This window comes from Pseudorhizobium endolithicum (assembly GCF_902153245.2).
GTDB classification, from domain to species: domain Bacteria; phylum Pseudomonadota; class Alphaproteobacteria; order Rhizobiales; family Rhizobiaceae; genus Neorhizobium; species Neorhizobium endolithicum.
Genome location: NZ_CABFWF030000001.1, coordinates 337,276 through 357,060, shown reverse-complemented (window position 1 = coordinate 357,060; position 19,785 = coordinate 337,276). Strand labels below are relative to the sequence as shown.

The window sequence follows — 19,785 nt, the reverse complement described above, 5'->3', positions numbered from 1 at the left end:
GCTTGACGGAGCGTTAATTTGTGGGAATCACCACATCAGGCAGAAAAGGTGGAGTGGGTCAAGCACACCGGGCCACGAGCGGCGAAGCGTGGACCAGCGGTCTCTGCAGGTGACGTCCGCCTCGGTGGTAATCCGGAATTAAAGAACATTCCGTACGTGTTGAACAGTGATTCGCGGCTGAGGACTTGATCCCAGCCGGCGGCCACCGCGGCGAGGTGGCGTTCAGGGAAAGCGAAAATTCATGGCAACCAAAGTCAAAGAGAACGAAGAAGCGGAAACCGAGCGCGAAGGCACGCAGGACGGACCGCTTCTCGATCTTTCGGATGACGCGGTCAAGAAGATGATCAAGGCCGCCAAGAAGCGCGGCTATGTGACGATGGACGAACTGAATTCGGTCCTGCCCTCCGAGGAGGTCACGTCCGAGCAGATCGAAGACACCATGGCCATGCTGTCGGACATGGGAATCAATGTCGTCGAGGACGACGAGGTCGAAGAAGCCGCCTCGGACGATGACGATAGCTCGGACGACGGCGAAGGCGAAGGCGGCGAGATCGCTCCGACGTCCGGCACGGCGCTGGCGACGGCCAAGAAGAAGGAGCCCACCGATCGCACGGACGATCCGGTGCGCATGTACCTGCGCGAGATGGGCTCGGTGGAGCTCCTGTCCCGCGAGGGTGAAATCGCGATCGCCAAGCGCATCGAGGCGGGTCGGGAGACGATGATCGCGGGCCTCTGCGAAAGCCCGCTGACCTTCCAGGCGCTGATCATCTGGCGCGACGAGCTCAACGAGGGCACGACGCTCCTCCGCGAGATCATTGATCTGGAAACCACCTATTCCGGTCCCGAGGCGAAGGCTGCCCCCCAGTTCCAGAGCCCCGAGAAGATCGAGGCCGACCGCAAGGCGGCCGAAGAAAAGGAAAAGGCGCGCAAGACGCGGACGGCCGCCAACGACGACGACATCACCGCCGTCGGCGGGGAAGGCCTTCCGCCCGAGGAGGAAGAGGAGGACGACGACGAGTCGAGCCTGTCTCTCGCCGCCATGGAAGCGGAACTGCGTCCGCAGGTCATGGAAACCCTCGACCTGATCGCCGATACCTATAAGAAGCTGCGCAAGCTGCAGGACCAGCAGGTCGAGGCCCGCCTGTCCTGCACCGGCACGCTGTCGTCCGGGCAGGAGCGCCGCTACAAGGAGCTCAAGGATCAGCTGATCACGGCGGTGAAGTCGCTGTCGCTGAACCAGAACCGCATCGAGAGCCTCGTCGAGCAGCTGTACGACATCTCCAAGCGCCTGATGCAGAACGAAGGGCGCCTGCTGCGGCTGGCGGAATCCTACGGCGTCAAGCGCGATTCCTTCCTGGAGCAGTACCAGGGGGCCGAACTCGATCCGAACTGGATGAAGTCGATCGCCAACCTGTCCGCCCGCGGCTGGAAGGAATTCGCAAAGGAAGAGAACCAGACGATCCGCGAGATCCGCCAGGAGATCCAGAACCTTGCGACGGAGACCGGCATTTCGATCGCCGAATTCCGCCGCATCGTGTCCATGGTCCAGAAGGGCGAGCGCGAAGCGCGCATCGCCAAGAAGGAGATGGTCGAGGCGAACCTGCGCCTCGTGATCTCGATCGCCAAGAAGTACACGAACCGCGGCCTGCAGTTCCTGGACCTGATCCAGGAAGGCAATATCGGCCTGATGAAGGCGGTCGACAAGTTCGAGTATCGCCGCGGCTACAAGTTCTCGACCTATGCCACCTGGTGGATCCGGCAGGCGATCACCCGCTCGATCGCCGACCAGGCCCGCACGATCCGCATCCCGGTGCACATGATCGAGACGATCAACAAGATCGTCCGCACCTCGCGCCAGATGCTGCACGAGATCGGCCGCGAGCCGACGCCGGAGGAACTGGCCGAGAAGCTCGCCATGCCGCTCGAAAAGGTCCGCAAGGTCCTGAAGATCGCCAAGGAGCCGATCTCGCTCGAAACCCCTGTGGGCGACGAGGAGGATTCACATCTCGGCGATTTCATCGAGGACAAGAATGCGCTTCTGCCGATCGATGCCGCGATCCAGGCGAACCTGCGCGAGACGACGACCCGCGTGCTTGCCTCGCTCACCCCACGTGAAGAACGTGTTCTTCGTATGCGCTTCGGCATCGGCATGAACACCGACCATACGCTTGAGGAAGTGGGCCAGCAGTTCTCGGTCACGCGCGAGCGTATCCGCCAGATCGAGGCAAAGGCGCTTCGCAAGCTGAAGCATCCGAGCCGTTCGAGGAAGCTCCGGAGCTTCCTCGACAGCTGATCCGGCTTCGAAACGGAAAGACCTCAAGCCCCGGCGATCGAAAGCTTGCCGGGGCTTTTCAATGGCCGACGGACGACGAGAACAGGTTGACGACCAGAACGCCTGCGATGATGAGGCCGATCCCGCAGATGGCGGGCAGGTCGAGACGCTGGCCGAGGACGAAGAAGCCGACGGCAGAGATGAGGACGATGCCGAGGCCGCTCCAGATTGCATAGGCGACCCCCACCGGCATCGTGCGCAGCGCCAGCGACAGCAGGTAGAAAGCCGCGCCGTAGCAGAGAGCCATGAGCAGCGTCGGCAGCGGGCGGCTGAACTGCTGGCTCTGCTGCAGGAAGGTGGTTCCGATGACCTCGAGAACGATCGCGGCAGCGAGAGAGACATAGGTCAACAGCATGGGGTTCATTGAGGCACCCTGTTCTTTTGATGCGTCGGGACTCGATCCGCGCATCATTCCATCTTACATCCCGTGCGATGGCAGACGAGGTTGAAAAGCGACGAAGCGACATGCGATGGGGCATCCCGATGTCCGTCGCCGCGCATGCCGTTGTCGCCGTCATCCTCATCTTCGGCCTGCCGATAGAACTGCCGTCACCTCCGGAAGAGGAGGTGGTGGCGGTCGAGATCATCGAGCCGCCGCCGGAGCCTGAGCCGGAAGCGGAAGAGGAAGAGGAAATGCCGCCGGCGGAGGAGGCGCCCGCACCGCCGCCGCCAGCCGAAGAACAGCCGGCGGAACCGCCCCCGCCACCCCCTGAGGCGGAAACGCCCGCCGAAGAGGAGGAGGCCGCAGCCCCGCCCATACCGACACTGCGTCCGGTCTTCGAATTCGGTGAAGAAACGACGGGACCAAGGAATGCGCCCGGCGGCAATTCCTCTAAGGAAGCTGGCCAAGCGCCGGCCGAGGAGGAGCCTGACGCTTCCGCAAGCGCCCCGCCAGATGCTCCCGAGCCGCTGACCGTCGCGCCGCAGGAGGATCCGGAGACGGCAGAGGCGGCGAGTGCCCCGCCCGAAACGTTGGAGGATGCGACCGAGACCGAGGAACAGCCGACCGAGGAACCGCTCGACGAACTGGCCGAAGCCAAGACGCTGTTCTCCCCGGACATGACCGAGGATCCGGTGGCGCGCACTGCCATGGATGGGATGCCACGCGCGATGCGGGCGACGCAGTTGTGTGAGACTGAACTGACCGAGCAGCTAAGAAATGCCTCACCGCCGCAGGATCCGGACTTCATCCCTCGCTCGCCGCTGTCGGAAGGGACGGTTCTGGAACTGCGGCGGACCGCTTTCCGGGCCGAGGAACAATGGTACGACCTGAGCTTCCGTTGCGAGATCAACGAAGATGCCACGAAGGTGGTGAGCTTCGCCTTTAGCATCGGCGCTCCGGTTCCGCGCAGCGAATGGCGTCGGCGCGGCTTTCCCGGGTCCTGAAATCAGGCTCCCCCGGCTTCGCCACCCTCATCCATCACGGCGTCTGCTTCCTCTTCCAGTGTTTCCGCCTCTTCTGCCTGCAAGCCGAATTGGGCGGCAACGTCCGGTGCATAACGGAGGAGGTCGGGGCGCAGCCGTAGCAGCGCCAGATCCTTCGCCTTGGCCTCCAGCATCACATCGAAGTTGAGGCCCTCGGCCGTTCGCATGAAGGTTGCGAACTCGAAGGGGTTGCAGAAATCCGCATGTCCCGTGAACACCGGTGCCACATGCCTGACTGTCTTCTTGCGAGTCTTCGGATCGACCCGCACCTGCTCGCGCAGTTCCGTCCTGGGCGAGGAGAAATGGATCTTTGGCTGTTGGTTATCCGGCCAGCTGCGAAGGATCTTGGCCAGCGTCTCGCGCAGGTCGGCGCGCTCTGGATTGAGGCACCAGAAGTGCTGGTAATCGAATATGAGGCGCACGCCGGTGTGCTCGTGGATCCAGAGGACATCGGCTGCCGAAAAGCGAAGATCGTCGTGCTCCAGCACGAGGCGTCGGCGGACCGGCTCCGGAAGGCTCTGCCAAGTGTCAACCCAGCGGGCGCGGCTCTCCTGGATGTTGCCATAGGTGCCACCCACATGGATCACCATTACCGCTTCAGGCCCAAGCTCCATCCGGTCCAGCATCTCTGCCTGACTTTGCAGATCCCAGACACTTTTGCGAACGAGTTCCGGGTTCGGGCTGTTCAGGACGACGAATTGCGAAGGGTGGAAGGAGAGGCGGATATCGAGCCGTTTCGCCTTCTCTCCTATCGCCTTTAGATCCGCGTCGCTTTCGGCCACCATGTCATGGAATTGCGGCAAGTCGGGATGCGTCGCATACGGTGCGAGGTCGGAAGACAGCCGGTACATCCGGATGTCATGCCGGTGGAGGTGATCAAGGATCCAGTCGACATATGCCAGCGAGACCTTGAGGTGCGGGTTGTTGACGGACCGGCGGCTGTCATTGCTCTTGAGGTCATCACGCGCCATGACCTTCACGGGGAAGCCAAGCCTTCTTGGGCGCATTCGCTGTCCCGTCGCCACCTGCTTCTCGCCATGCTGATCCATCCGGCACCTCCCGATCTTCGGTAACGGACAAGCCGCGGTTCCGATCCGTCGTTGACCGCTTGAAGCTCGCGAATATGCTGCGCACGACATCAGAAGGTAGACTCATGAAAGCCATGCTCTACGACGCCTTCGAGAAGGCACCAGAAATCCTCAATCTTCCCGATCCCACCCCGACGGATGACGGCGTCGTCATCAAGGTCGGTGCCACCGGCCTTTGCCGCAGCGACTGGCACGGCTGGATGGGGCACGATCCGGATATCCGCCTGCCGCATGTGCCCGGCCATGAATTGGCCGGCGAAGTGGTGGCGACCGGCAGGGGCGTGATGCGCTTCAAGGTCGGCGACCGGGTGACAGTGCCCTTCGTCTCCGGCTGTGGCCATTGCAGCGAATGCCATTCTGGTAACCAACAGGTCTGCTCGAACCAGTTCCAACCCGGCTTCACCCATTGGGGCTCCTTTGCCGAATATGTCGCGATCGGCTATGCCGATACCAATCTGGTGCACCTGCCGGAGACGATCGACGATGCAACCGCGGCCAGCCTCGGCTGCCGCTTTGCGACCTCCTTCCGCGCCGTGGCTGACCAGGCGCGCACCGCTCCGGGGGAATGGATCGCGGTGCACGGGTGCGGCGGCGTCGGCCTCTCGGCCATCATGATCGCCACGGCGCTCGGGGCGAATGCGATCGGGATTGATCTGTCGGACGAGAAGCTGAATCTCGCCCGCGCCTGCGGTGCGGTCGCCACGATCAACGCCAGCAGCGTCGCGGATCCTGTCGAGGCGGTGCGGGAGATTACGGGCGGTGGTGCGCATGTCTCAATCGATGCGCTCGGCCATCCGGTGACCTGCTTCAACTCGATCAAGAACCTCCGCCGTCGGGGCCGCCATGTGCAGGTCGGGCTTATGCTCGGCCAGCATTCAACGCCGCAGATCCCCATGGCGCAGGTGATCGGCCACGAACTCGAGATCTATGGCAGCCATGGCATGCAGGCATGGCGCTATGATGCCATGATGTCGATGATCGCCGTGGGCCGGATGGCGCCGTCGAAGCTGATCTCGTCACGCATCAGCCTGGAAGAGGCGGTGCCGGCACTGATGGCGATGGATCGCGCGACGGCGCCGGGGATCAGCGTCATCACCGGCTTCTGACGCAGGCACCGGGAAAAATCGCCGCCGGTGTCGGACACGCGGACGGTCATCCGTCATATCTTCGTTCGAGCAACAGAAGGAGGAAGACAATGGCTTATGTGGATGGCTTCATCGTCCCGGTGCCGAAGGCGAATCTCGAGGCCTACAAGGAGATGGCGCGGGTGGGCGCAGAGGTCTGGATGGAGCACGGGGCGCTCTCCTATGTGGAATGCATCGGCGACGACATCCCCTATGGCGAGGTAACGTCCTTCCCGCGTGCGGTGCAGGCAAGCGGGGATGAAACGGTGATCTTCTCCTGGATCACCTATGAGAACCGCGAGCGGCGGGACGAGATCTGCGCAAAGGTGATGGCCGATCCGCGGCTGGCCGGTGACGAGTGGAAGCAGGTCTTCGACGGAAAACGCATGATCTATGGCGGCTTTCAAGCGTTTCTGACACGATAGGGGGGCCCGCAGGGCGCTCCCGCCATGGTGGAAGGACATCGATGCCGCAGACGCAACTGACGATTCGGACCCGGGGCCAGGGGCTCTACGAGTTCACCGACGATGTCGCGGAGTTCGTCAGGCGGCAGAAGGCAGAGGAAGGGGTGCTGACGGTCTTCGTGCAGCACACCTCCTGCTCGCTCCTGATCCAGGAAAATGCCGACCCGGATGTTCGGCGCGACCTGAAGACCTTCTTCTCGCGCCTCGTGCCGCCTTCGGACGCGCCGTCGATGAGCTGGGTCACCCATACCATGGAGGGGGTCGACGACATGCCGGCCCACATCAAGGCAGCCCTTATGGCCGTATCGCTGACCATTCCGGTCAATGGCGGTCGCCCGATGCTCGGAACCTGGCAGGGCATCTACCTTTTCGAACACCGCGACCGCCCGCACAGCCGCAGTGTCGTATTGCATCTCTCCCCCTGACGTCGATGAACCTGCGCTGAATGGAGGATTCGGAGAGCGTTCAGCGGGTCTTGGATAGTGTGTTCTCAATCCCGGCAGACGGGAGAGTTTAACGGCGCCAGTTTCTGGCCCTTTCGGGAGAGACATTCATGACCAATATCCTCGTGAAGACCGGGATCGCCGCTCTCATCGCGCTCGCCGGCTTTTCCGCCTCCGCTTCGACGGCTGCCGCATCGGGCTCGGAGTTCCGCATCCTCGTGCAGCATGGCTGGGATGACCGCGGCCGCGATCGTCATCATGACCGGTGGGACAGGCCGCGCCGCGACCGTGGCGGCCGTTGCGCTCCTTGGCTCGCGGAGGAAAAGGCGCGCCATATGGGCCTGCGTCGCGCCCGCGTCGTCGATGTCGACCGCCGTACGGTCACCGTCGTGGGACGTGACCGGCGTGGGCGCGACCGCGTCGTCTTCGCCAATGACCGCGGCTGCCCGCTGATCCGCCGTTAAGGCTTCCGTCTCCATTCGCCCGTTGACGGAGGAGGCGCCCCCGCAGGCCCATTGGGCGTGCGGGGGCTTCTCATTGGTGCATTCTACTGTTCCAGCGCGAAGGTGAGGTCAACCCGCACCGCATAGGTGTTCTCGCCGGCGGCGACCGGAACGGCATCGAACGCCGCCTCCTTGGCCATGGCCATGCGGGACATGGGCTGCGGCGGCATCGGCGGCCGAGCGTTCTCGTCGATCTGGATGACCTGTCCCAGCCTGACGCCCGCGGCCTCCGTCAGGGTGCGGGCTTTGGCAATCGCGCGCTCGACGGCTTGCTTGCGCGCCTCGGTGAACGCGGCCTCAGGGTCGTCATTGGTGAAGACGATCTGCCCGCCCTGGTTGACGCCGAGCTTGACCACGCGGTCAAGGATGGTGCCGACCTTGGCAATGTCGCGGATCTTCACCATTAGCGTATTGGTCACTTCGTAGCCCACGACCTCGGGCGGATCGATCGTGCCGTCCTCCTTGGGCTGGAAATGCCGGTACTGCGGCTGGATGGAGAAATTGCTGGTCTGGATGTCCCTGGCTTCCACCCCTTGCGACTTCAGCGCCGCCATGACGGCATTCATCGCCTGGCTGTTCTGATCCATCGCCACCTGGGCGGTTTGCGAATTGCGCACCACCGAGAAGCTGACGATCGCGATGTCCGGCGCGATGCTCGCCTCTCCCTCGGCCGAGACGAGGATCACCCGCTCGCGCGGGGCAGGGGGTTCCTGGGCAAGGGCTATGGTCGTGGTGGAGAACGCCAGGAGGACGGGGAGTGTCCAGGCGGCAACCGTCGAGCGGGTGGAGCGGAGCATGATGATTCCTCTTCAGTTCTTGTCCCTGAAGACTAGCTTGCCGGAGATTGTGTGGCTATTGCGGCGACGGCTTGTGGCATCGCCGGAATTGCGTTAGAGCGGGCGTCCGGGGCAGGCGAGCCATTGCGCCTCCCTATGCCCCCTGGGCAGGGCCTGTAGCTCAATGGTTAGAGCCGGCGGCTCATAACCGCTTGGTTGGGGGTTCGAGTCCCTCCGGGCCCACCACCCTCATTACCATCGATCATCCGAAAGGAGACGTGCACTGGCGGCGTGGGCCGTTGTAGGGTTGGTAGGTATTGTCTTGCGGGCGGTAGGAATTGTAGCGGGCGAAGCACCATTCGAGATGCGCGTCCGCTTCCATCGACCCGGGACCGCGTGGAGCGTCGCTGGCGGCGTAGACGGGATCCTCGGACGGGTAGCCCGACTCGGCCACGTCATGGAAGCCCGGCTCCGGCTGGGGCTCGTCCGGGCCGGTCGTGACCTGCATACTGCCCATATAGGGGGACATGCACTGCCGGCGCGGGCCGCTATAGGGCTGGTAGCTGTTGTCGCCGACCCGATAGGAGCGATACTTCTGCGAGCACCAGTCGGCATGCGGCGTGCCGGCCAGTTCCATGCTGGCGTCAACGGCACCCGTGGTCGTCTCGTCTATGCCGGGCTCCTGCGATTGCGCCTGGGAGGCCATCCGCATCTCTCTTTCCTGATCTTCCGGAATATCGACGGCCATGGCCTGGAAGACTGGCGGGACGGGGGCGGCGGCAACCCGCTCGTAGTCCTGCGAGGCAGGATCGATCTTTACCGGGCGGTTGGTCCAGAGGGGCCGTTCATCCAGATTGGCGAACCGATGCGGATTGTGCTCCGAAATCAGCCATGCAACGGCGGCAACGGCACCGATGAAGAGTGCGACGGCAAGGCTGACGCCCAGCACCAGAGACACGAGCGATTTCATGGCATTCTCCGCATTCGGCATTCCTGCGTAGAATGCAGGCCAGCGGAAGGAGTTCCCCTGAAAGCTGCTCCTGCGGGACGCGGAGGGCGGTGGCATCGCGGCTATCGGCAGGCGGATTCAGAGATTGGTAACGAGGGTTTCGTAAGCTCTTCGGCAGAGATTCGGAGACTGCCGTGAAGACTCTTGCCCTGTTCGCCGCCCTGCTGCTCGCCGGTTGCGCCACCAAACCGCCTTCGGACTACCAGCCTCCGGCAACGACGCCCGTCTACAAGTGACGGCGGCTAGTCCGTCTCGCACCAGGTGTTTTCGAGCAGCCAGCCGAACAGCCATGCCTCGGCCTTCTGGCGCCATTCGGCAACGGGCTCTCCGGTAACCTGCGGCATGCGATCCCTTGCCATGAACGGGTTGCTTCCGTAGTCGAGGCCGCGTGACCTCGCCTTCATTCCATCATGCTGATACTGTACGAGCGTTTCTGGCGACACTGTCTAACTTGCTGGCGGAAAATTCATATTAGATGATTCTAAGGTCGCGCGGACCATGGCAGAGGCTTTGATTCCCGGCAAGCGTCCCTTTAACCCAAAGTCTAATGCCACCTCGGCAGCCGCTTCCGGCCGACCGAAGGAATAGAGCGTTTACCAGCATGATCCACTTTACCAGCGACACCCATTTCGGCGATCCGCGGGTCCTGCGGATCGACCGCCGGCCGTTCGCGAACATGGCGGAGCACGATGAGGCGCTGATCGAAAACTGGAACCAGATGGTCTCCACGGAGGACGAGGTCTGGCATCTGGGAGACTTCATGTCGTTGCGCGCCGGCGATCCCGATCTTCTGCTCGCGCGCCTTAACGGCGCGAAGCATTTGGTCATCGGCAACAACGACCCGGTTGCGGTTACCGAGGCAAAGGGATGGGCAAGCGTCCAGCACTATGCCGAATTGAGGGCAGGGGAGCACCTGCTGGTGCTCTGCCACTATGCCTTCCGCACCTGGAACAAGATGGGTAAAGGATCGATCGACCTGCATGGCCATTCCCACGGCAGGTTGAAGCCCGTGCCTCGCCAGTTCGATGTGGGGGTCGATGCGCGGGGTCTGCACCCGGTGCGGCTGGAAGACCTGCTGAAGACTGGTTCCAAACGTTAGCGGACAGGAACGAGGGCCGCGGTCTCACCGGATGCATGCGGCGAGGAGGCAAGCGACGAACGAATGCGGCTCCTGCCGACATCGATCACGTGGCGCATCGCCTGGACGGCCTTTTCCGGATCGCGAGAGGCGATGGCATGGACGATGCGCAGGTGATTGGTCGCCACCTCGTCGATTTTTTCAGGCGAGGCGGCAGGCGAGGACAACTGGAAGGAAATGGCGAGCGCCGCCTCCACGATGGCGCTTGCGGAGCGCATGAAGGGATTGCCGGACATGCGTGCAATCGCCAGGTGAAATTCCAGGTCCACCTTGGCGATGGTTTCCGGCGTATGGGCGAGGTCGTCGAACCTGGCAGCGATCGCGTAGAGCTGCACGATGTCGTCGTTGGACGCGCGCCTGGCGGCGGCCGCGGCCGCGGCCGGCTCGAGCGCCATGCGCATCTCCGCGAGATGTTCTATGAACTCGAAGTCCAAGCCGGATTCGCAGCGCCATCCCAGCACGTCGGCATCGAAGAAGTTCCAGTTCGAGCGGTCGACGACCCGGGTGCCGACCTTTGCCTTGGGTTCAACCAGCCGCTTGGCGGCCAGCGTCTTCATCGCCTCTCGCAGCACCGTGCGGGAGACGCCGAAGCGGGAAGAGAGTTCCGCGTCGCCGGGCAGCAGCGAGCCTTCGGGAATGCGGCCGGATACGATGGCGCTGCCGAGTTCCGCGACCACATGCGCATGGCTGCTGCGCCGCTTGCGTCCGGTGATCGTCGATTCCAGCAGTCCCAATCAAACCTCCTTCAGGCGACCCTCGGCGAGCTTCCGATCCGAATACCATACGATGGCGCGCTGCAGCACGATGAATGTGAACAGCAGGATGCCGATCACGATCTTCGTCCACCAGGAGGACAGCGTGCCGTCGAAGACGATATAGGTCTGGATGAGCCCCTGTATCAGTATGCCGACAAGTGTTCCCGCCACAAGGCCGGCACCGCCGGTGAGCAGCGTGCCGCCGATGACCACGGCGGCGATCGCGTCCAGTTCCACCCCGACCGTCGCCAGCGAATAGCCGGAAGAGGTGTAGAGGGTATAGGCGATGCCCGCGAGGCCGGACAGAAAACCCGACAGCGCATAGATTCCGATCGTCGTGCGGGCAATCGGCACGCCCATGAGCTCTGCCGACTGCGGATTGCCGCCGAGCGCATAGACATTGGCGCCGAAGCGGGTGCGTCCGGCCACGAAAGCGCCGATCGCGAAGACGAGCAGCATCAGCATGGCCATGGCGGTGAGGCGGCCGCCCCCGGGGAAGCGGAAATAGAAGCCCTGGATCGCATCGATAACCGGGTGGGAGATCGGCACTGATTGCGTCGAGATGAGGTAGGCCGCACCACGCGCAAGGAACATGCCCGCCAGCGTCACCACGAAGGGCGGGATGGCAAGGAAGCGGATCATCAGCCCCATGGCTGCCCCGAAGGCGGTGGAGATGAAGAGGACGGCGACAAAGGCCAGGACCGGGTTGACGCCGAGGCTGCCGACCATGACGGCGACGAAGACGCTCGTGAAGGCGATCACCGAGCCGATCGAAAGGTCGATGCCCCCCGAGAGGATGACGAAGGTCATGCCGACGGCCGCAATGCCAAGGAAGGCGTTGTCGGTCAGGAGATTGCCGAGAACCCGTGTCGACAGCATGTTCGGGAACTGCAAGACGCAGGCGAGGTAGGCGAGCAAGAAGATCGCCAGCGCCGCGACGAACGGAAGGTTGCGGGCATGGATCATGGCACCGTCCTTTCGGCCTGGCCGGGCTGCGCCGTCCGTCGCAGCGGCTTCAGGAAGCCGAGCAGCGTGCCGACCGCCGGAGACTGCAGCGTCAGTACCAGGATGATGATGCCCGCCTTGATGACGAGGTTGAATTCTGGCGGAAAGCCGGAAACGAGGATGCCGGTATTGATCGACTGGATGATCAGCGCACCGATCAGCGAGGCGAGGATCGAAAAGCGGCCGCCGTTCAGCGAATTGCCGCCGATCACCACGGCGAGGATCGCGTCGAGCTCCAGCCAGAGCCCGGCATTGTTGGCATCGGCGCCGCGGATGTCGGCGGTGACGATCAGGCCGGCCACCGCCGCCATGATGCCGGACACCGCATAGACGAAGAACAAGAGGAAGCGGGCGCGGATGCCGGCGAGCATGGCCGCGCGGCGATTGATGCCGGTCGCCTCGATAAGAAAGCCGAGGGCCGAGCGGCGCACCAGCAGGCCGACGAGGAGCGCTGCGCCGATCCACATCAGGATCGGGATCGGTACGCCCAGGAACGCGCCGGACCCGAAGGCAGCGAAGCCTTCGTTGTTGAAGGTGAGGATGACGCCCTCGGTGATGAGCTGGGCGATGCCTCGGCCGGCGACCATCAGGATCAGCGTCGCGATGATCGGCTGGATGTCCAGGACGGCCACGAGAAAGCCGTTCCACAGGCCGCAGACCAGCCCGACTGCGAGTGATACCGCAATGACGGTCACCAGGGAGTGACCGTCGCTGATGAGCGTTGCCGCCACGGCGCCGCAGATGGCGATGACGGCGCCGATGGAGAGATCGATGCCGCGCGTGGCGATGACGAGCGTCATGCCGATCGTCAGCAGCGCGACGGGTGCGGCGCGCACCATGACGTCCACGAGACTGCCGTAGAGGCGGCCGTTCTGGAAGGTCACGTCAAGGAAGCCCGGCGACAGAAGGCTGATCAGCGCGATGATGATCGCCAGCGCGGCGAGCTGCGGTGCGATCCGGCGCAGGCGGCGGGTCAGCGCGTTCATCAGGCGGCCTCCGTCTGCGAGGGTGCGGCGATCGCCTTCATGATGTTGTCGGCGGTGATCGCCTCGCCCGTGAGTTCCGCCACGTGGCGGCGGTCGGAGAGCACGATGACGCGGTGGGCGACGGCCGTCAGTTCCTCAAGTTCGGAGGAGATGACCACAAGCGACATTCCCTCTGCGCACAGCCTCTCGATCATCTTGAGGATTTCGGCATGGGCGCCGATGTCGATGCCACGGGTCGGCTCGTCGAGGATCAGCAGGCGCGGATGGGTGGCGAGCCAGCGCGCCAGGATCGCCTTCTGCTGGTTGCCGCCGGAGAGGAACTTGATCGGCCGGTCGGGATCCGGCGGGCGGATATCGAGCGACTTGATGAACTCCTGGGCAAGGGCGCGCTTTTCGCGGGAGGCGATCGGCTTCGCCCAGCCCTGCCTGGCCTGCAGCGCCAGCGCGATATTCTCGCTGACGGAGAACTCGCCGATGATGCCGTCCGTCTTGCGCTCTTCCGGACAGAAGCCGAAGCCGTGGCGGATGGCAGCCTCCGGAGAGGCGATGCGGAGTTCGCGGCCGTCGATGCTTGCGATGCCGCTGTCGGCCGGTTCCACGCCGAAGAGCAGGAAGGCGGTTTCCGTCCGGCCGGAGCCGAGCAGGCCCGCGACGCCCACCACCTCGCCCGGGCGAAGGTCGAGGTCGAAGGGAGCAACGCTGCCGCGCCTGCCGTAGCCGGAAAAGCGGATCGGCGCCTCGCCCTTGTCGACCGTGGCTTCCACCGCATGATGATCGCGGGTGATGTGCTGCAGTTCGCGGCCGAGCATCATCGAGATCAGGTCCATGCGGGGAAGTTCGGCGGTGGGCCGGCTGCCGACGAGGCGGCCGTTGCGCAGCACGGTCACCCGGTCCGCGATGGCGTAGACCTGATTCAGGAAGTGCGTGATGATGATGACGCCGAGCCCCTGGTCGCGCAGGCGGCGCAGCACGGCGAACACCATCTCGACCTCATGGGCATCGAGGCTGGCCGTCGGCTCGTCCAGCACCAGGACCTTGCCGGAAAGGTCGACAGCGCGTGCGATGGCGATGATCTGCCGGATCGCGACGGAGTAGGAGGAGAGGAGGGCGTCGACGTCGATCGCGAGGCCGTAGCCCTCAAGCAGGCTTCGGGCCTGCCTGCGCATCTCCCGCTTGTCGACCAGTCCAAAGCGCCGCGGCTGCCGCCCGAGGAACAGGTTTTCGGCGACCGTCAGGTTCTCCAGCAGGTTTACCTCCTGATAGACGGTGCCGATGCCGAGCGCCTGTGCTTCCGCGACGTTGGCGGGTGCGATTTCCGCGTCCTCCAGCGTCACGCTTCCCCGATCGCGGGTATAGACGCCGGTCAGGATCTTGATGAGCGTGGATTTACCCGCGCCGTTTTCGCCGAGCAGGGCATGTATCTCGCCACGGTTCAGCGTGAAATCGACGTTGTCGAGTGCGGGTATGCCGAGAAAGCTCTTGCCGATGGCGCGCGCTTCCAGAAGGGGAGTTTGTTCCATGTGCGGACGTCCTGCGGCCTGCGGCCGGAGCCGCAGGCGGCAGTTCCGGCCGTTGGATTGAGGGAGGAGACGGCAAGCCTCTCCTCCGGGTCGATCAGTAGCCGAGGCCCTTCTTGGATTCGTAGACCTTCATCGGATCATCGGCGGCCGTATAAAGCTTGGATTCCGTCTGGATCCATTTCGGCGGCTCCTTCTTGTCGTTCAGGTAGGCATCGAGCACGTCGAAGGCGGGGCCTGCCATGTTGGGCGTCAGTTCGACCGTCGCATTGGCTTCGCCGTCGGCCATGGCCTTGAAGATATCCGGCACGGCGTCGATCGAGACGATCTTGATGTCGGAGCCCGGTTTTAGGCCGGCTTCCTTTATCGCCTGGATGGCACCGACCGCCATGTCGTCATTGTGGGCATAGACGGCACAGATGTCCTTGCCGCCGCCCTCGGCCTTGATGAAGCTCTCCATGACTTCCTTGCCCTTGGTACGGGTGAAGTCACCGGTCTGCGAGCGGGCGATGGTGATGTTGGCGTGGCCGGCGATGGCCTCCTCGAAGCCCTTCTTGCGGTTGATTGCCGGTGAGGAGCCGGTGGTGCCCTGAAGCTCCACGACCTTGCATTCCTTGTCGCCGACTTCCTTCACGAGCCAGTCGCCGGCGACTTTGCCCTCGTGAACCTGATCGGAGGTGACGGCGGTCAGATAGAGATCCTCGGGCGCCTCGATCTGGCGGTCGAGCAGGATGACCGGGATCTCTTCCTCCTTGGCTTCCTGCAGGACGGCATCCCAGCCGGTGGCGACGACCGGGGCGACAAGGATGGCGTCGACGCCCTGGGCGATGAAGCCGCGGATCGCCTTGATCTGGTTCTCCTGCTTCTGCTGCGCGTCGGCGAATTTAAGGTCGATGCCGCGCTTCTCGGCTTCCTGCTTGGTGACCGTCGTCTCGGCGGCGCGCCAGCCGGATTCGGAGCCGATCTGCGAAAAGCCGACAGTCAGAGATTGTGCGGAAACACTCGACGCAAGGCATGCGGAAAAGGCGACGGTGAACGCCGCGAGAGCCTTCTTCATCTTTAATCCTCCCAGAAGATGATGGCGTATGGACAGCACAACCATCGACATATTGTCATACTTTTGCAAGGGGTTTTGACAGCCGTCAGCTGGAATCTTCGTCGACGGCTGCAGCATTTTCGCAGTAAGGCCTTGATATCAATCATCGAAATAGACTGCTCGGAATATAGTTGTCAGACAGCCTGATGTCTTGCTCTTGCCTTGACAAGCAAGCCTCGCCTCAAATAGTCCTATTTATGTTCCGTCACCCGGTGATGGGAGGAGGATGCCGCATCGGCATCGCGGCAAATGCTCAGGTAGAGGATCCATGCTTCGAATTCTTCAGGTGCGTGATGGCGATGGCCAGGTGGTTGTCGCATGGGATGGTGTTGGATCTGCGCGGGCCGTTCGCGGCGTGACGTCCACCTATGAGCTGGCAAAGAGCGCCATCGAGGCCGGCCAGTCGCTTGCCGAAAGAATCGACGCCCTCGGTTACGGGGCGGAGGTCGATCTGGAGCTTGCGCGGAGGGAAGGGCGTCTCGGGCTTCCCGCCTCGCATCCCGATCCGGCGCATTTCTTCGTTGCCGGCACCGGTCTCACGCATCTCGGCTCGGCCGACGGCCGCGACAAGATGCACAAGGCGGCGCAATCGGCGGAGAAGCCGACCGATTCCATGCGCATGTTCCAGATGGGCGTCGAGGGCGGCAAGCCTTCCGAAGGTCAGGAAGGCGTGCAGCCGGAATGGTTCTACAAGGGAGACGGCTCGCAGTTGCGCGCCACCGGCGAGGATCTCGTGTCGCCGGCCTTTGCGCTCGACGGCGGCGAGGAGCCGGAGCTTGCCGGCATCTACCTGATCGGCGCGAACGGAACGCCTTATCGCCTCGGTTTCTGTCTTGCCAACGAATTCTCCGACCACGTGACGGAGAAGGGCAATTATCTGTGGCTTGCCCATTCGAAGCTCCGCCAGGCGGCGCTCGGGCCGGAACTGATCGTCGGTGAGCTGCCGCAGAGCGTCGAGGGGATGTCCCGCATCCGCCGCGGCGAGGAAGTGATCTTCGAGAAGCCCTTCGTTTCCGGCGAGGCAAACATGTCCCACTCCATCGCCAACCTCGAACATCACAACTTCAAGTACGATCTCTTCCGTCGGCCGGGCGACCTGCACGTCCACTTTTTCGGCACCGCGACGCTCTCCTTCTCCGAAGGGGTGAAGACCGAGCCGGGTGACGTGTTCGAGATTTCCGCCGAGCCCTTCAAGCTGTCGCTCGTCAACAGGCTGACGGTCGCCGCCGCCACCTCCGTCTCCGTCCGAAAGCTCTGAGGGGTTCGATGAGCATCCGCCTCGCCATCGTCGGGCTCGGGAAGATTGCCAGGGATCAGCATCTCGGCGCGATCGCAGCGACCGACGGCATCGACCTTGTCGCCGTGGCGAGCCGCAATGCGGCGCTGGAGGGATTTGCCTCGTTCAACGACATCGACGAGTTGCTGGCGTCGGACGTCTGGGTGGATGCCGTTTCGCTCTGTACGCCGCCGCAGGGGCGGTTCGCGCAGGCCAGGGCGGCGCTCGCTGCGGGCAAGCACGTGATGCTGGAAAAGCCTCCCGGCGCGACGCTGGCGGAGGTCCATGCCCTTGAGGCCCTTGCGAAGGCCAAGGGTGTCACCCTTTTCGCCACCTGGCATTCGCGCGAGGCCGCGGCCGTCGAGCCGGCGCGGGCGCTCCTCGCCGGCCGGACCATTCGCCGCGTTGCGGTCGAATGGAAGGAGGACGTACGTCACTGGCATCCGGGCCAAGCCTGGATCTGGGAGCCCGGTGGCCTGGGCGTCTTCGATCCGGGCATCAACGCGCTGTCGATCGTCACCCGTATCCTGCCCGAGACCTTCCATCTCGTGTGCTGCGAACTCTTCTTTCCAGAAAACCGTGCGGCGCCGATCGCCGCGAGCCTCGCCTTCCAGACCGCGTCCGGCGTGCCCGTCGAGGCCGAGTTCGACTGGCGGCAGACCGGGCCGCAAACCTGGGACATCCGGATCGAAACGGAGGAGGGGCCGGTGGTGCTGACCCATGGCGGCAGCCGCCTGATGGTGGACGGGGAACCGCGCATCGTCGAGGAGGACCGGGAATACCGCAACCTCTACCGGCACTTTGTGTCGCTGGTCGGTGACGGGCGCATCGATGCCGACTTTGCACCGCTGGTGCATGTGGCCGATGCCTTCATGCTGGGACGCCGAACGGCCGTCGAGGCTTTCGAGGACTGACGGTCTTGCGGCCGTCTTTCCTTTCATTTCACGCTTGAGAAGAAGATCATGAGCAACTCCGAAAACCTGCCTTCCACCGAGATCGCCGAGACCGATCGAACACGGGGCGAAGCGCGCAAGCTGCGTTCCCGCGCCTGGTTCGACAATCCGGCCAATGCCGACATGACGGCGCTCTACCTGGAGCGCTACATGAACTTCGGCCTCAGCCAGGCGGAGCTGCAGTCGGATCGGCCGATCATCGGCATCGCCCAGACCGGATCGGACCTCTCGCCCTGCAACCGCCATCACCTGGAACTCGCCCACCGCCTGCGCGAAGGCATCCGTGAGGCAGGCGGCATCGCCATCGAATTCCCCGTCCATCCGATCCAGGAAACGGGAAAACGTCCGACCGCCGGTCTCGACCGCAACCTCGCCTATCTCGGCCTCGTCGAGGTGCTCTACGGCTATCCGCTGGACGGTGTCGTGCTGACGATCGGCTGCGACAAGACCACGCCGGCCTGTCTGATGGCGGCAGCGACCGTCAACATCCCGGCGATCGCGCTGTCGGTCGGCCCCATGCTGAACGGCTGGTTCCGCGGCGAGCGCACCGGTTCAGGCACCATCGTCTGGAAGGCCCGCGAACTGCTGGCCAAGGGCGAGATCGACTATGCCGGCTTCGTGAAGCTGGTTGCCTCGTCGGCCCCGTCGACTGGCTACTGCAATACCATGGGCACGGCGACCACGATGAACTCGCTGGCCGAAGCGCTCGGCATGCAGTTGCCGGGTTCCGCCGCCATCCCGGCTCCCTATCGCGACCGGCAGGAAGTATCCTACCTGACGGGACTGCGGATCGTGGAAATGGTCAAGGAGGATCTGAAACCCTCCGACATCATGACCCGCGAGGCCTTCATCAACGCCATCCGCGTCAACTCAGCGATCGGCGGGTCCACCAACGCCCCGATCCACCTGAACGGCCTGGCCCGGCACATGGGCGTCGAGCTTTCGGTCGACGACTGGCAGACCTATGGCGAGGACGTGCCGCTGCTCGTCAACCTGCAGCCGGCTGGCGAGTATCTCGGTGAGGATTACTACCATGCCGGCGGCGTTCCGGCCGTCGTCAACCAACTCATGAAGCAGGGCCTCATTCACGAGGACGCCATGACGGTGAACGGCAAGACGATCGGCGAGAACTGCCGCGGCGCGATCATCGAGGACGAAAAAGTCATCCGGCCGTTCGAGCAGCCCCTCAAGGAGCGCGCCGGCTTCCGCGTGCTGCGCGGCAACCTGTTCTCATCCGCCATCATGAAGACCAGCGTCATTTCTCCGGAATTCCGTGACCGCTACCTGTCGAACCCCGATGATCCGGATGCCTTCGAGGGCAGGGCGGTGGTCTTCGACGGCCCCGAGGATTACCACAAGCGGATCGACGACCCGGCGCTCGCCATCGACGAGCACACCGTCCTGTTCATGCGCGGTGCCGGTCCGATCGGCTATCCGGGCGCCGCCGAAGTCGTGAATATGCGTGCGCCCGACTACCTGCTCAAGCAGGGCGTCACTTCGCTTCCCTGCATCGGCGACGGCCGCCAGTCGGGAACCTCGGGTAGTCCCTCCATCCTCAACGCTTCGCCGGAAGCCGCTGCCGGAGGCGGTCTGGCGCTCTTGAAGACCGGCGACCGCGTGCGCATCGATGTCGGCCGCGGCAAGGCGGACATCCTCATCTCTGACGAGGAACTGGCGGAACGTCGCCGGGAATTGGAAGCGCAGGGCGGCTACCGCTATCCGAAGCACCAGACGCCCTGGCAGGAAATCCAGCGGTCCGTTGTCGGGCAGATGGAGACCGGCGCCGTGCTGGAGCCGGCCGTGAAATACCAGCGGATCGCGCAGACGGAAGGCATTCCGCGCGACAACCACTGAGTTGGAGTGGGGCGGCGGCAGGAGGCCGTCGCCCGGTTTTT

At 63.8% G+C, this 19,785-nt stretch carries 20 protein-coding genes and 1 tRNA gene; 11 read left to right on the top strand and 10 right to left on the bottom strand.

All coding sequences use genetic code 11. From position 1 onward, the window contains the following. The first annotated feature begins 241 nt into the window (after window positions 1-241). Window positions 242-2,293: an RNA polymerase sigma factor RpoD gene (gene rpoD / locus RTCK_RS01895; RefSeq protein ID WP_142591174.1), complete on the top strand. Its 2,052-nt coding sequence runs from the start codon at window positions 242-244 to the stop codon at window positions 2,291-2,293. A gap of 58 nt (window positions 2,294-2,351) precedes the next feature. On the opposite strand, the gene RTCK_RS01890 is transcribed toward rpoD, so the two are convergent. Continuing rightward, on the bottom strand, window positions 2,352-2,741 hold the full coding sequence (locus RTCK_RS01890) for a DMT family transporter (RefSeq protein WP_142591172.1): 390 nt from the start codon (window positions 2,739-2,741) through the stop codon (window positions 2,352-2,354). A gap of 56 nt (window positions 2,742-2,797) precedes the next feature. Here RTCK_RS01890 and RTCK_RS01885 point away from each other — a divergent pair, with 56 nt between their 5' ends. After that, window positions 2,798-3,718, top strand: coding sequence for a DUF930 domain-containing protein (locus RTCK_RS01885; protein ID WP_142591170.1), 921 nt, complete (start codon window positions 2,798-2,800; stop codon window positions 3,716-3,718). 2 nt (window positions 3,719-3,720) lie between these two features. On the opposite strand, the gene uvsE is transcribed toward RTCK_RS01885, so the two are convergent. Continuing rightward, on the bottom strand, window positions 3,721-4,806 hold the full coding sequence (uvsE, locus tag RTCK_RS01880; RefSeq protein WP_235988470.1) for a UV DNA damage repair endonuclease UvsE: 1,086 nt from the start codon (window positions 4,804-4,806) through the stop codon (window positions 3,721-3,723). A 104-nt stretch (window positions 4,807-4,910) separates the two neighbouring features. Between uvsE and RTCK_RS01875 the strand changes: the two genes are divergently transcribed. From RTCK_RS01875 to RTCK_RS01860, 4 genes are all read left to right on the top strand, one after another. Continuing rightward, window positions 4,911-5,951 (top strand): zinc-dependent alcohol dehydrogenase family protein, encoded by a 1,041-nt coding sequence (locus tag RTCK_RS01875; protein ID WP_142591168.1) that lies wholly within the window; start codon window positions 4,911-4,913, stop codon window positions 5,949-5,951. 89 nt (window positions 5,952-6,040) lie between these two features. Further along, entirely contained in the window at window positions 6,041-6,394 is a 354-nt protein-coding gene (locus RTCK_RS01870; RefSeq protein WP_142520149.1) for a DUF1428 domain-containing protein, read from the top strand. 41 nt (window positions 6,395-6,435) lie between these two features. Next, on the top strand, window positions 6,436-6,858 hold the full coding sequence (locus RTCK_RS01865; RefSeq protein ID WP_142591166.1) for a secondary thiamine-phosphate synthase enzyme YjbQ: 423 nt from the start codon (window positions 6,436-6,438) through the stop codon (window positions 6,856-6,858). A 128-nt stretch (window positions 6,859-6,986) separates the two neighbouring features. Next, complete coding sequence (locus tag RTCK_RS01860) at window positions 6,987-7,340, top strand: hypothetical protein (protein ID WP_142591164.1); 354 nt, start codon at window positions 6,987-6,989, stop codon at window positions 7,338-7,340. 83 nt (window positions 7,341-7,423) lie between these two features. Here the strand turns inward: RTCK_RS01860 and RTCK_RS01855 are convergent, their stop codons facing one another. Continuing rightward, window positions 7,424-8,176: an SIMPL domain-containing protein gene (locus tag RTCK_RS01855; protein WP_142591162.1), complete on the bottom strand. Its 753-nt coding sequence runs from the start codon at window positions 8,174-8,176 to the stop codon at window positions 7,424-7,426. A 149-nt stretch (window positions 8,177-8,325) separates the two neighbouring features. Here RTCK_RS01855 and RTCK_RS01850 point away from each other — a divergent pair. After that, window positions 8,326-8,401 (top strand) — tRNA-Ile (locus RTCK_RS01850). Between the two features lie 16 nt (window positions 8,402-8,417). Here the strand turns inward: RTCK_RS01850 and RTCK_RS01845 are convergent. Next, the gene (locus tag RTCK_RS01845) at window positions 8,418-9,125 is read right to left on the bottom strand and encodes a BA14K family protein (protein WP_185927872.1); all 708 of its coding nucleotides are present in this window, start codon (window positions 9,123-9,125) and stop codon (window positions 8,418-8,420) included. A 281-nt stretch (window positions 9,126-9,406) separates the two neighbouring features. Next, the gene (locus RTCK_RS01840) at window positions 9,407-9,607 is read right to left on the bottom strand and encodes a CrpP-related protein (RefSeq protein WP_328803891.1); all 201 of its coding nucleotides are present in this window, start codon (window positions 9,605-9,607) and stop codon (window positions 9,407-9,409) included. A 158-nt stretch (window positions 9,608-9,765) separates the two neighbouring features. Between RTCK_RS01840 and RTCK_RS01835 the strand changes: the two genes are divergently transcribed. Further along, on the top strand, window positions 9,766-10,263 hold the full coding sequence (locus RTCK_RS01835; protein WP_142520203.1) for a metallophosphoesterase family protein: 498 nt from the start codon (window positions 9,766-9,768) through the stop codon (window positions 10,261-10,263). Here RTCK_RS01835 and RTCK_RS01830 read toward each other — a convergent pair. The 5 genes from RTCK_RS01830 to ytfQ all read right to left on the bottom strand — a co-directional run bounded on the left by RTCK_RS01830 (window position 10,260) and on the right by ytfQ (window position 15,622). Continuing rightward, on the bottom strand, window positions 10,260-11,036 hold the full coding sequence (locus RTCK_RS01830; protein WP_142520204.1) for a FadR/GntR family transcriptional regulator: 777 nt from the start codon (window positions 11,034-11,036) through the stop codon (window positions 10,260-10,262). The two genes, RTCK_RS01835 and RTCK_RS01830, sit on opposite strands and share 4 nt — an antisense overlap. Beyond that, window positions 11,037-12,023, bottom strand: a complete 987-nt coding sequence (gene yjfF / locus RTCK_RS01825) for a galactofuranose ABC transporter, permease protein YjfF (RefSeq protein WP_142520205.1) — start codon at window positions 12,021-12,023, stop codon at window positions 11,037-11,039. Continuing rightward, window positions 12,020-13,048, bottom strand: a complete 1,029-nt coding sequence (locus RTCK_RS01820; RefSeq protein WP_185927870.1) for an ABC transporter permease — start codon at window positions 13,046-13,048, stop codon at window positions 12,020-12,022. The genes yjfF and RTCK_RS01820 overlap by 4 nt, the downstream gene beginning before the upstream one ends. After that, the gene (locus tag RTCK_RS01815) at window positions 13,048-14,568 is read right to left on the bottom strand and encodes a sugar ABC transporter ATP-binding protein (protein ID WP_142591156.1); all 1,521 of its coding nucleotides are present in this window, start codon (window positions 14,566-14,568) and stop codon (window positions 13,048-13,050) included. The genes RTCK_RS01820 and RTCK_RS01815 overlap by 1 nt, the downstream gene beginning before the upstream one ends. 94 nt (window positions 14,569-14,662) lie before the next feature. Next, window positions 14,663-15,622, bottom strand: a complete 960-nt coding sequence (gene ytfQ, locus RTCK_RS01810) for a galactofuranose ABC transporter, galactofuranose-binding protein YtfQ (RefSeq protein WP_142591154.1) — start codon at window positions 15,620-15,622, stop codon at window positions 14,663-14,665. Between the two features lie 307 nt (window positions 15,623-15,929). On the opposite strand from ytfQ, the gene araD1 reads away from it, so the two are divergent. Genes araD1 through RTCK_RS01795 form a run of 3 tightly spaced genes read left to right on the top strand, consistent with a single transcriptional unit; the run spans window position 15,930 to window position 19,744 of the window. Next, the gene (gene araD1, locus RTCK_RS01805; RefSeq protein WP_142591152.1) at window positions 15,930-16,919 is read left to right on the top strand and encodes an AraD1 family protein; all 990 of its coding nucleotides are present in this window, start codon (window positions 15,930-15,932) and stop codon (window positions 16,917-16,919) included. An 8-nt stretch (window positions 16,920-16,927) separates the two neighbouring features. Continuing rightward, window positions 16,928-17,851, top strand: coding sequence for a Gfo/Idh/MocA family protein (locus tag RTCK_RS01800; protein ID WP_142591150.1), 924 nt, complete (start codon window positions 16,928-16,930; stop codon window positions 17,849-17,851). A gap of 48 nt (window positions 17,852-17,899) precedes the next feature. Continuing rightward, a complete protein-coding gene (locus RTCK_RS01795) occupies window positions 17,900-19,744 on the top strand; it encodes an IlvD/Edd family dehydratase (protein WP_142591148.1) in 1,845 nt (614 codons plus the stop codon). The last annotated feature ends 41 nt before the right edge of the window (window positions 19,745-19,785 follow it).

Excerpts from the sequence above, each read along its gene's own strand:
- yjfF (WP_142520205.1), bottom strand. The coding sequence starts at position 12,023 with ATGATCCATGCCCGCAACCTTCCGTTCGTCGCGGCGCTGGCGATCTTC.
- araD1 (WP_142591152.1), top strand. The coding sequence starts at position 15,930 with ATGCTTCGAATTCTTCAGGTGCGTGATGGCGATGGCCAGGTGGTTGTC.
- ytfQ (WP_142591154.1), bottom strand. The coding sequence starts at position 15,622 with ATGAAGAAGGCTCTCGCGGCGTTCACCGTCGCCTTTTCCGCATGCCTT.
- RTCK_RS01865 (WP_142591166.1), top strand. The coding sequence starts at position 6,436 with ATGCCGCAGACGCAACTGACGATTCGGACCCGGGGCCAGGGGCTCTAC.
- RTCK_RS01885 (WP_142591170.1), top strand. The coding sequence starts at position 2,798 with ATGCGATGGGGCATCCCGATGTCCGTCGCCGCGCATGCCGTTGTCGCC.
- rpoD (WP_142591174.1), top strand. The coding sequence starts at position 242 with ATGGCAACCAAAGTCAAAGAGAACGAAGAAGCGGAAACCGAGCGCGAA.
- RTCK_RS01855 (WP_142591162.1), bottom strand. The coding sequence starts at position 8,176 with ATGCTCCGCTCCACCCGCTCGACGGTTGCCGCCTGGACACTCCCCGTC.
- uvsE (WP_235988470.1), bottom strand. The coding sequence starts at position 4,806 with ATGGATCAGCATGGCGAGAAGCAGGTGGCGACGGGACAGCGAATGCGC.
- RTCK_RS01845 (WP_185927872.1), bottom strand. The coding sequence starts at position 9,125 with ATGAAATCGCTCGTGTCTCTGGTGCTGGGCGTCAGCCTTGCCGTCGCA.
- RTCK_RS01875 (WP_142591168.1), top strand. The coding sequence starts at position 4,911 with ATGAAAGCCATGCTCTACGACGCCTTCGAGAAGGCACCAGAAATCCTC.
- RTCK_RS01820 (WP_185927870.1), bottom strand. The coding sequence starts at position 13,048 with ATGAACGCGCTGACCCGCCGCCTGCGCCGGATCGCACCGCAGCTCGCC.
- RTCK_RS01860 (WP_142591164.1), top strand. The coding sequence starts at position 6,987 with ATGACCAATATCCTCGTGAAGACCGGGATCGCCGCTCTCATCGCGCTC.
- RTCK_RS01870 (WP_142520149.1), top strand. The coding sequence starts at position 6,041 with ATGGCTTATGTGGATGGCTTCATCGTCCCGGTGCCGAAGGCGAATCTC.
- RTCK_RS01795 (WP_142591148.1), top strand. The coding sequence starts at position 17,900 with ATGAGCAACTCCGAAAACCTGCCTTCCACCGAGATCGCCGAGACCGAT.
- RTCK_RS01815 (WP_142591156.1), bottom strand. The coding sequence starts at position 14,568 with ATGGAACAAACTCCCCTTCTGGAAGCGCGCGCCATCGGCAAGAGCTTT.
- RTCK_RS01800 (WP_142591150.1), top strand. The coding sequence starts at position 16,928 with ATGAGCATCCGCCTCGCCATCGTCGGGCTCGGGAAGATTGCCAGGGAT.
- RTCK_RS01835 (WP_142520203.1), top strand. The coding sequence starts at position 9,766 with ATGATCCACTTTACCAGCGACACCCATTTCGGCGATCCGCGGGTCCTG.
- RTCK_RS01890 (WP_142591172.1), bottom strand. The coding sequence starts at position 2,741 with ATGCGCGGATCGAGTCCCGACGCATCAAAAGAACAGGGTGCCTCAATG.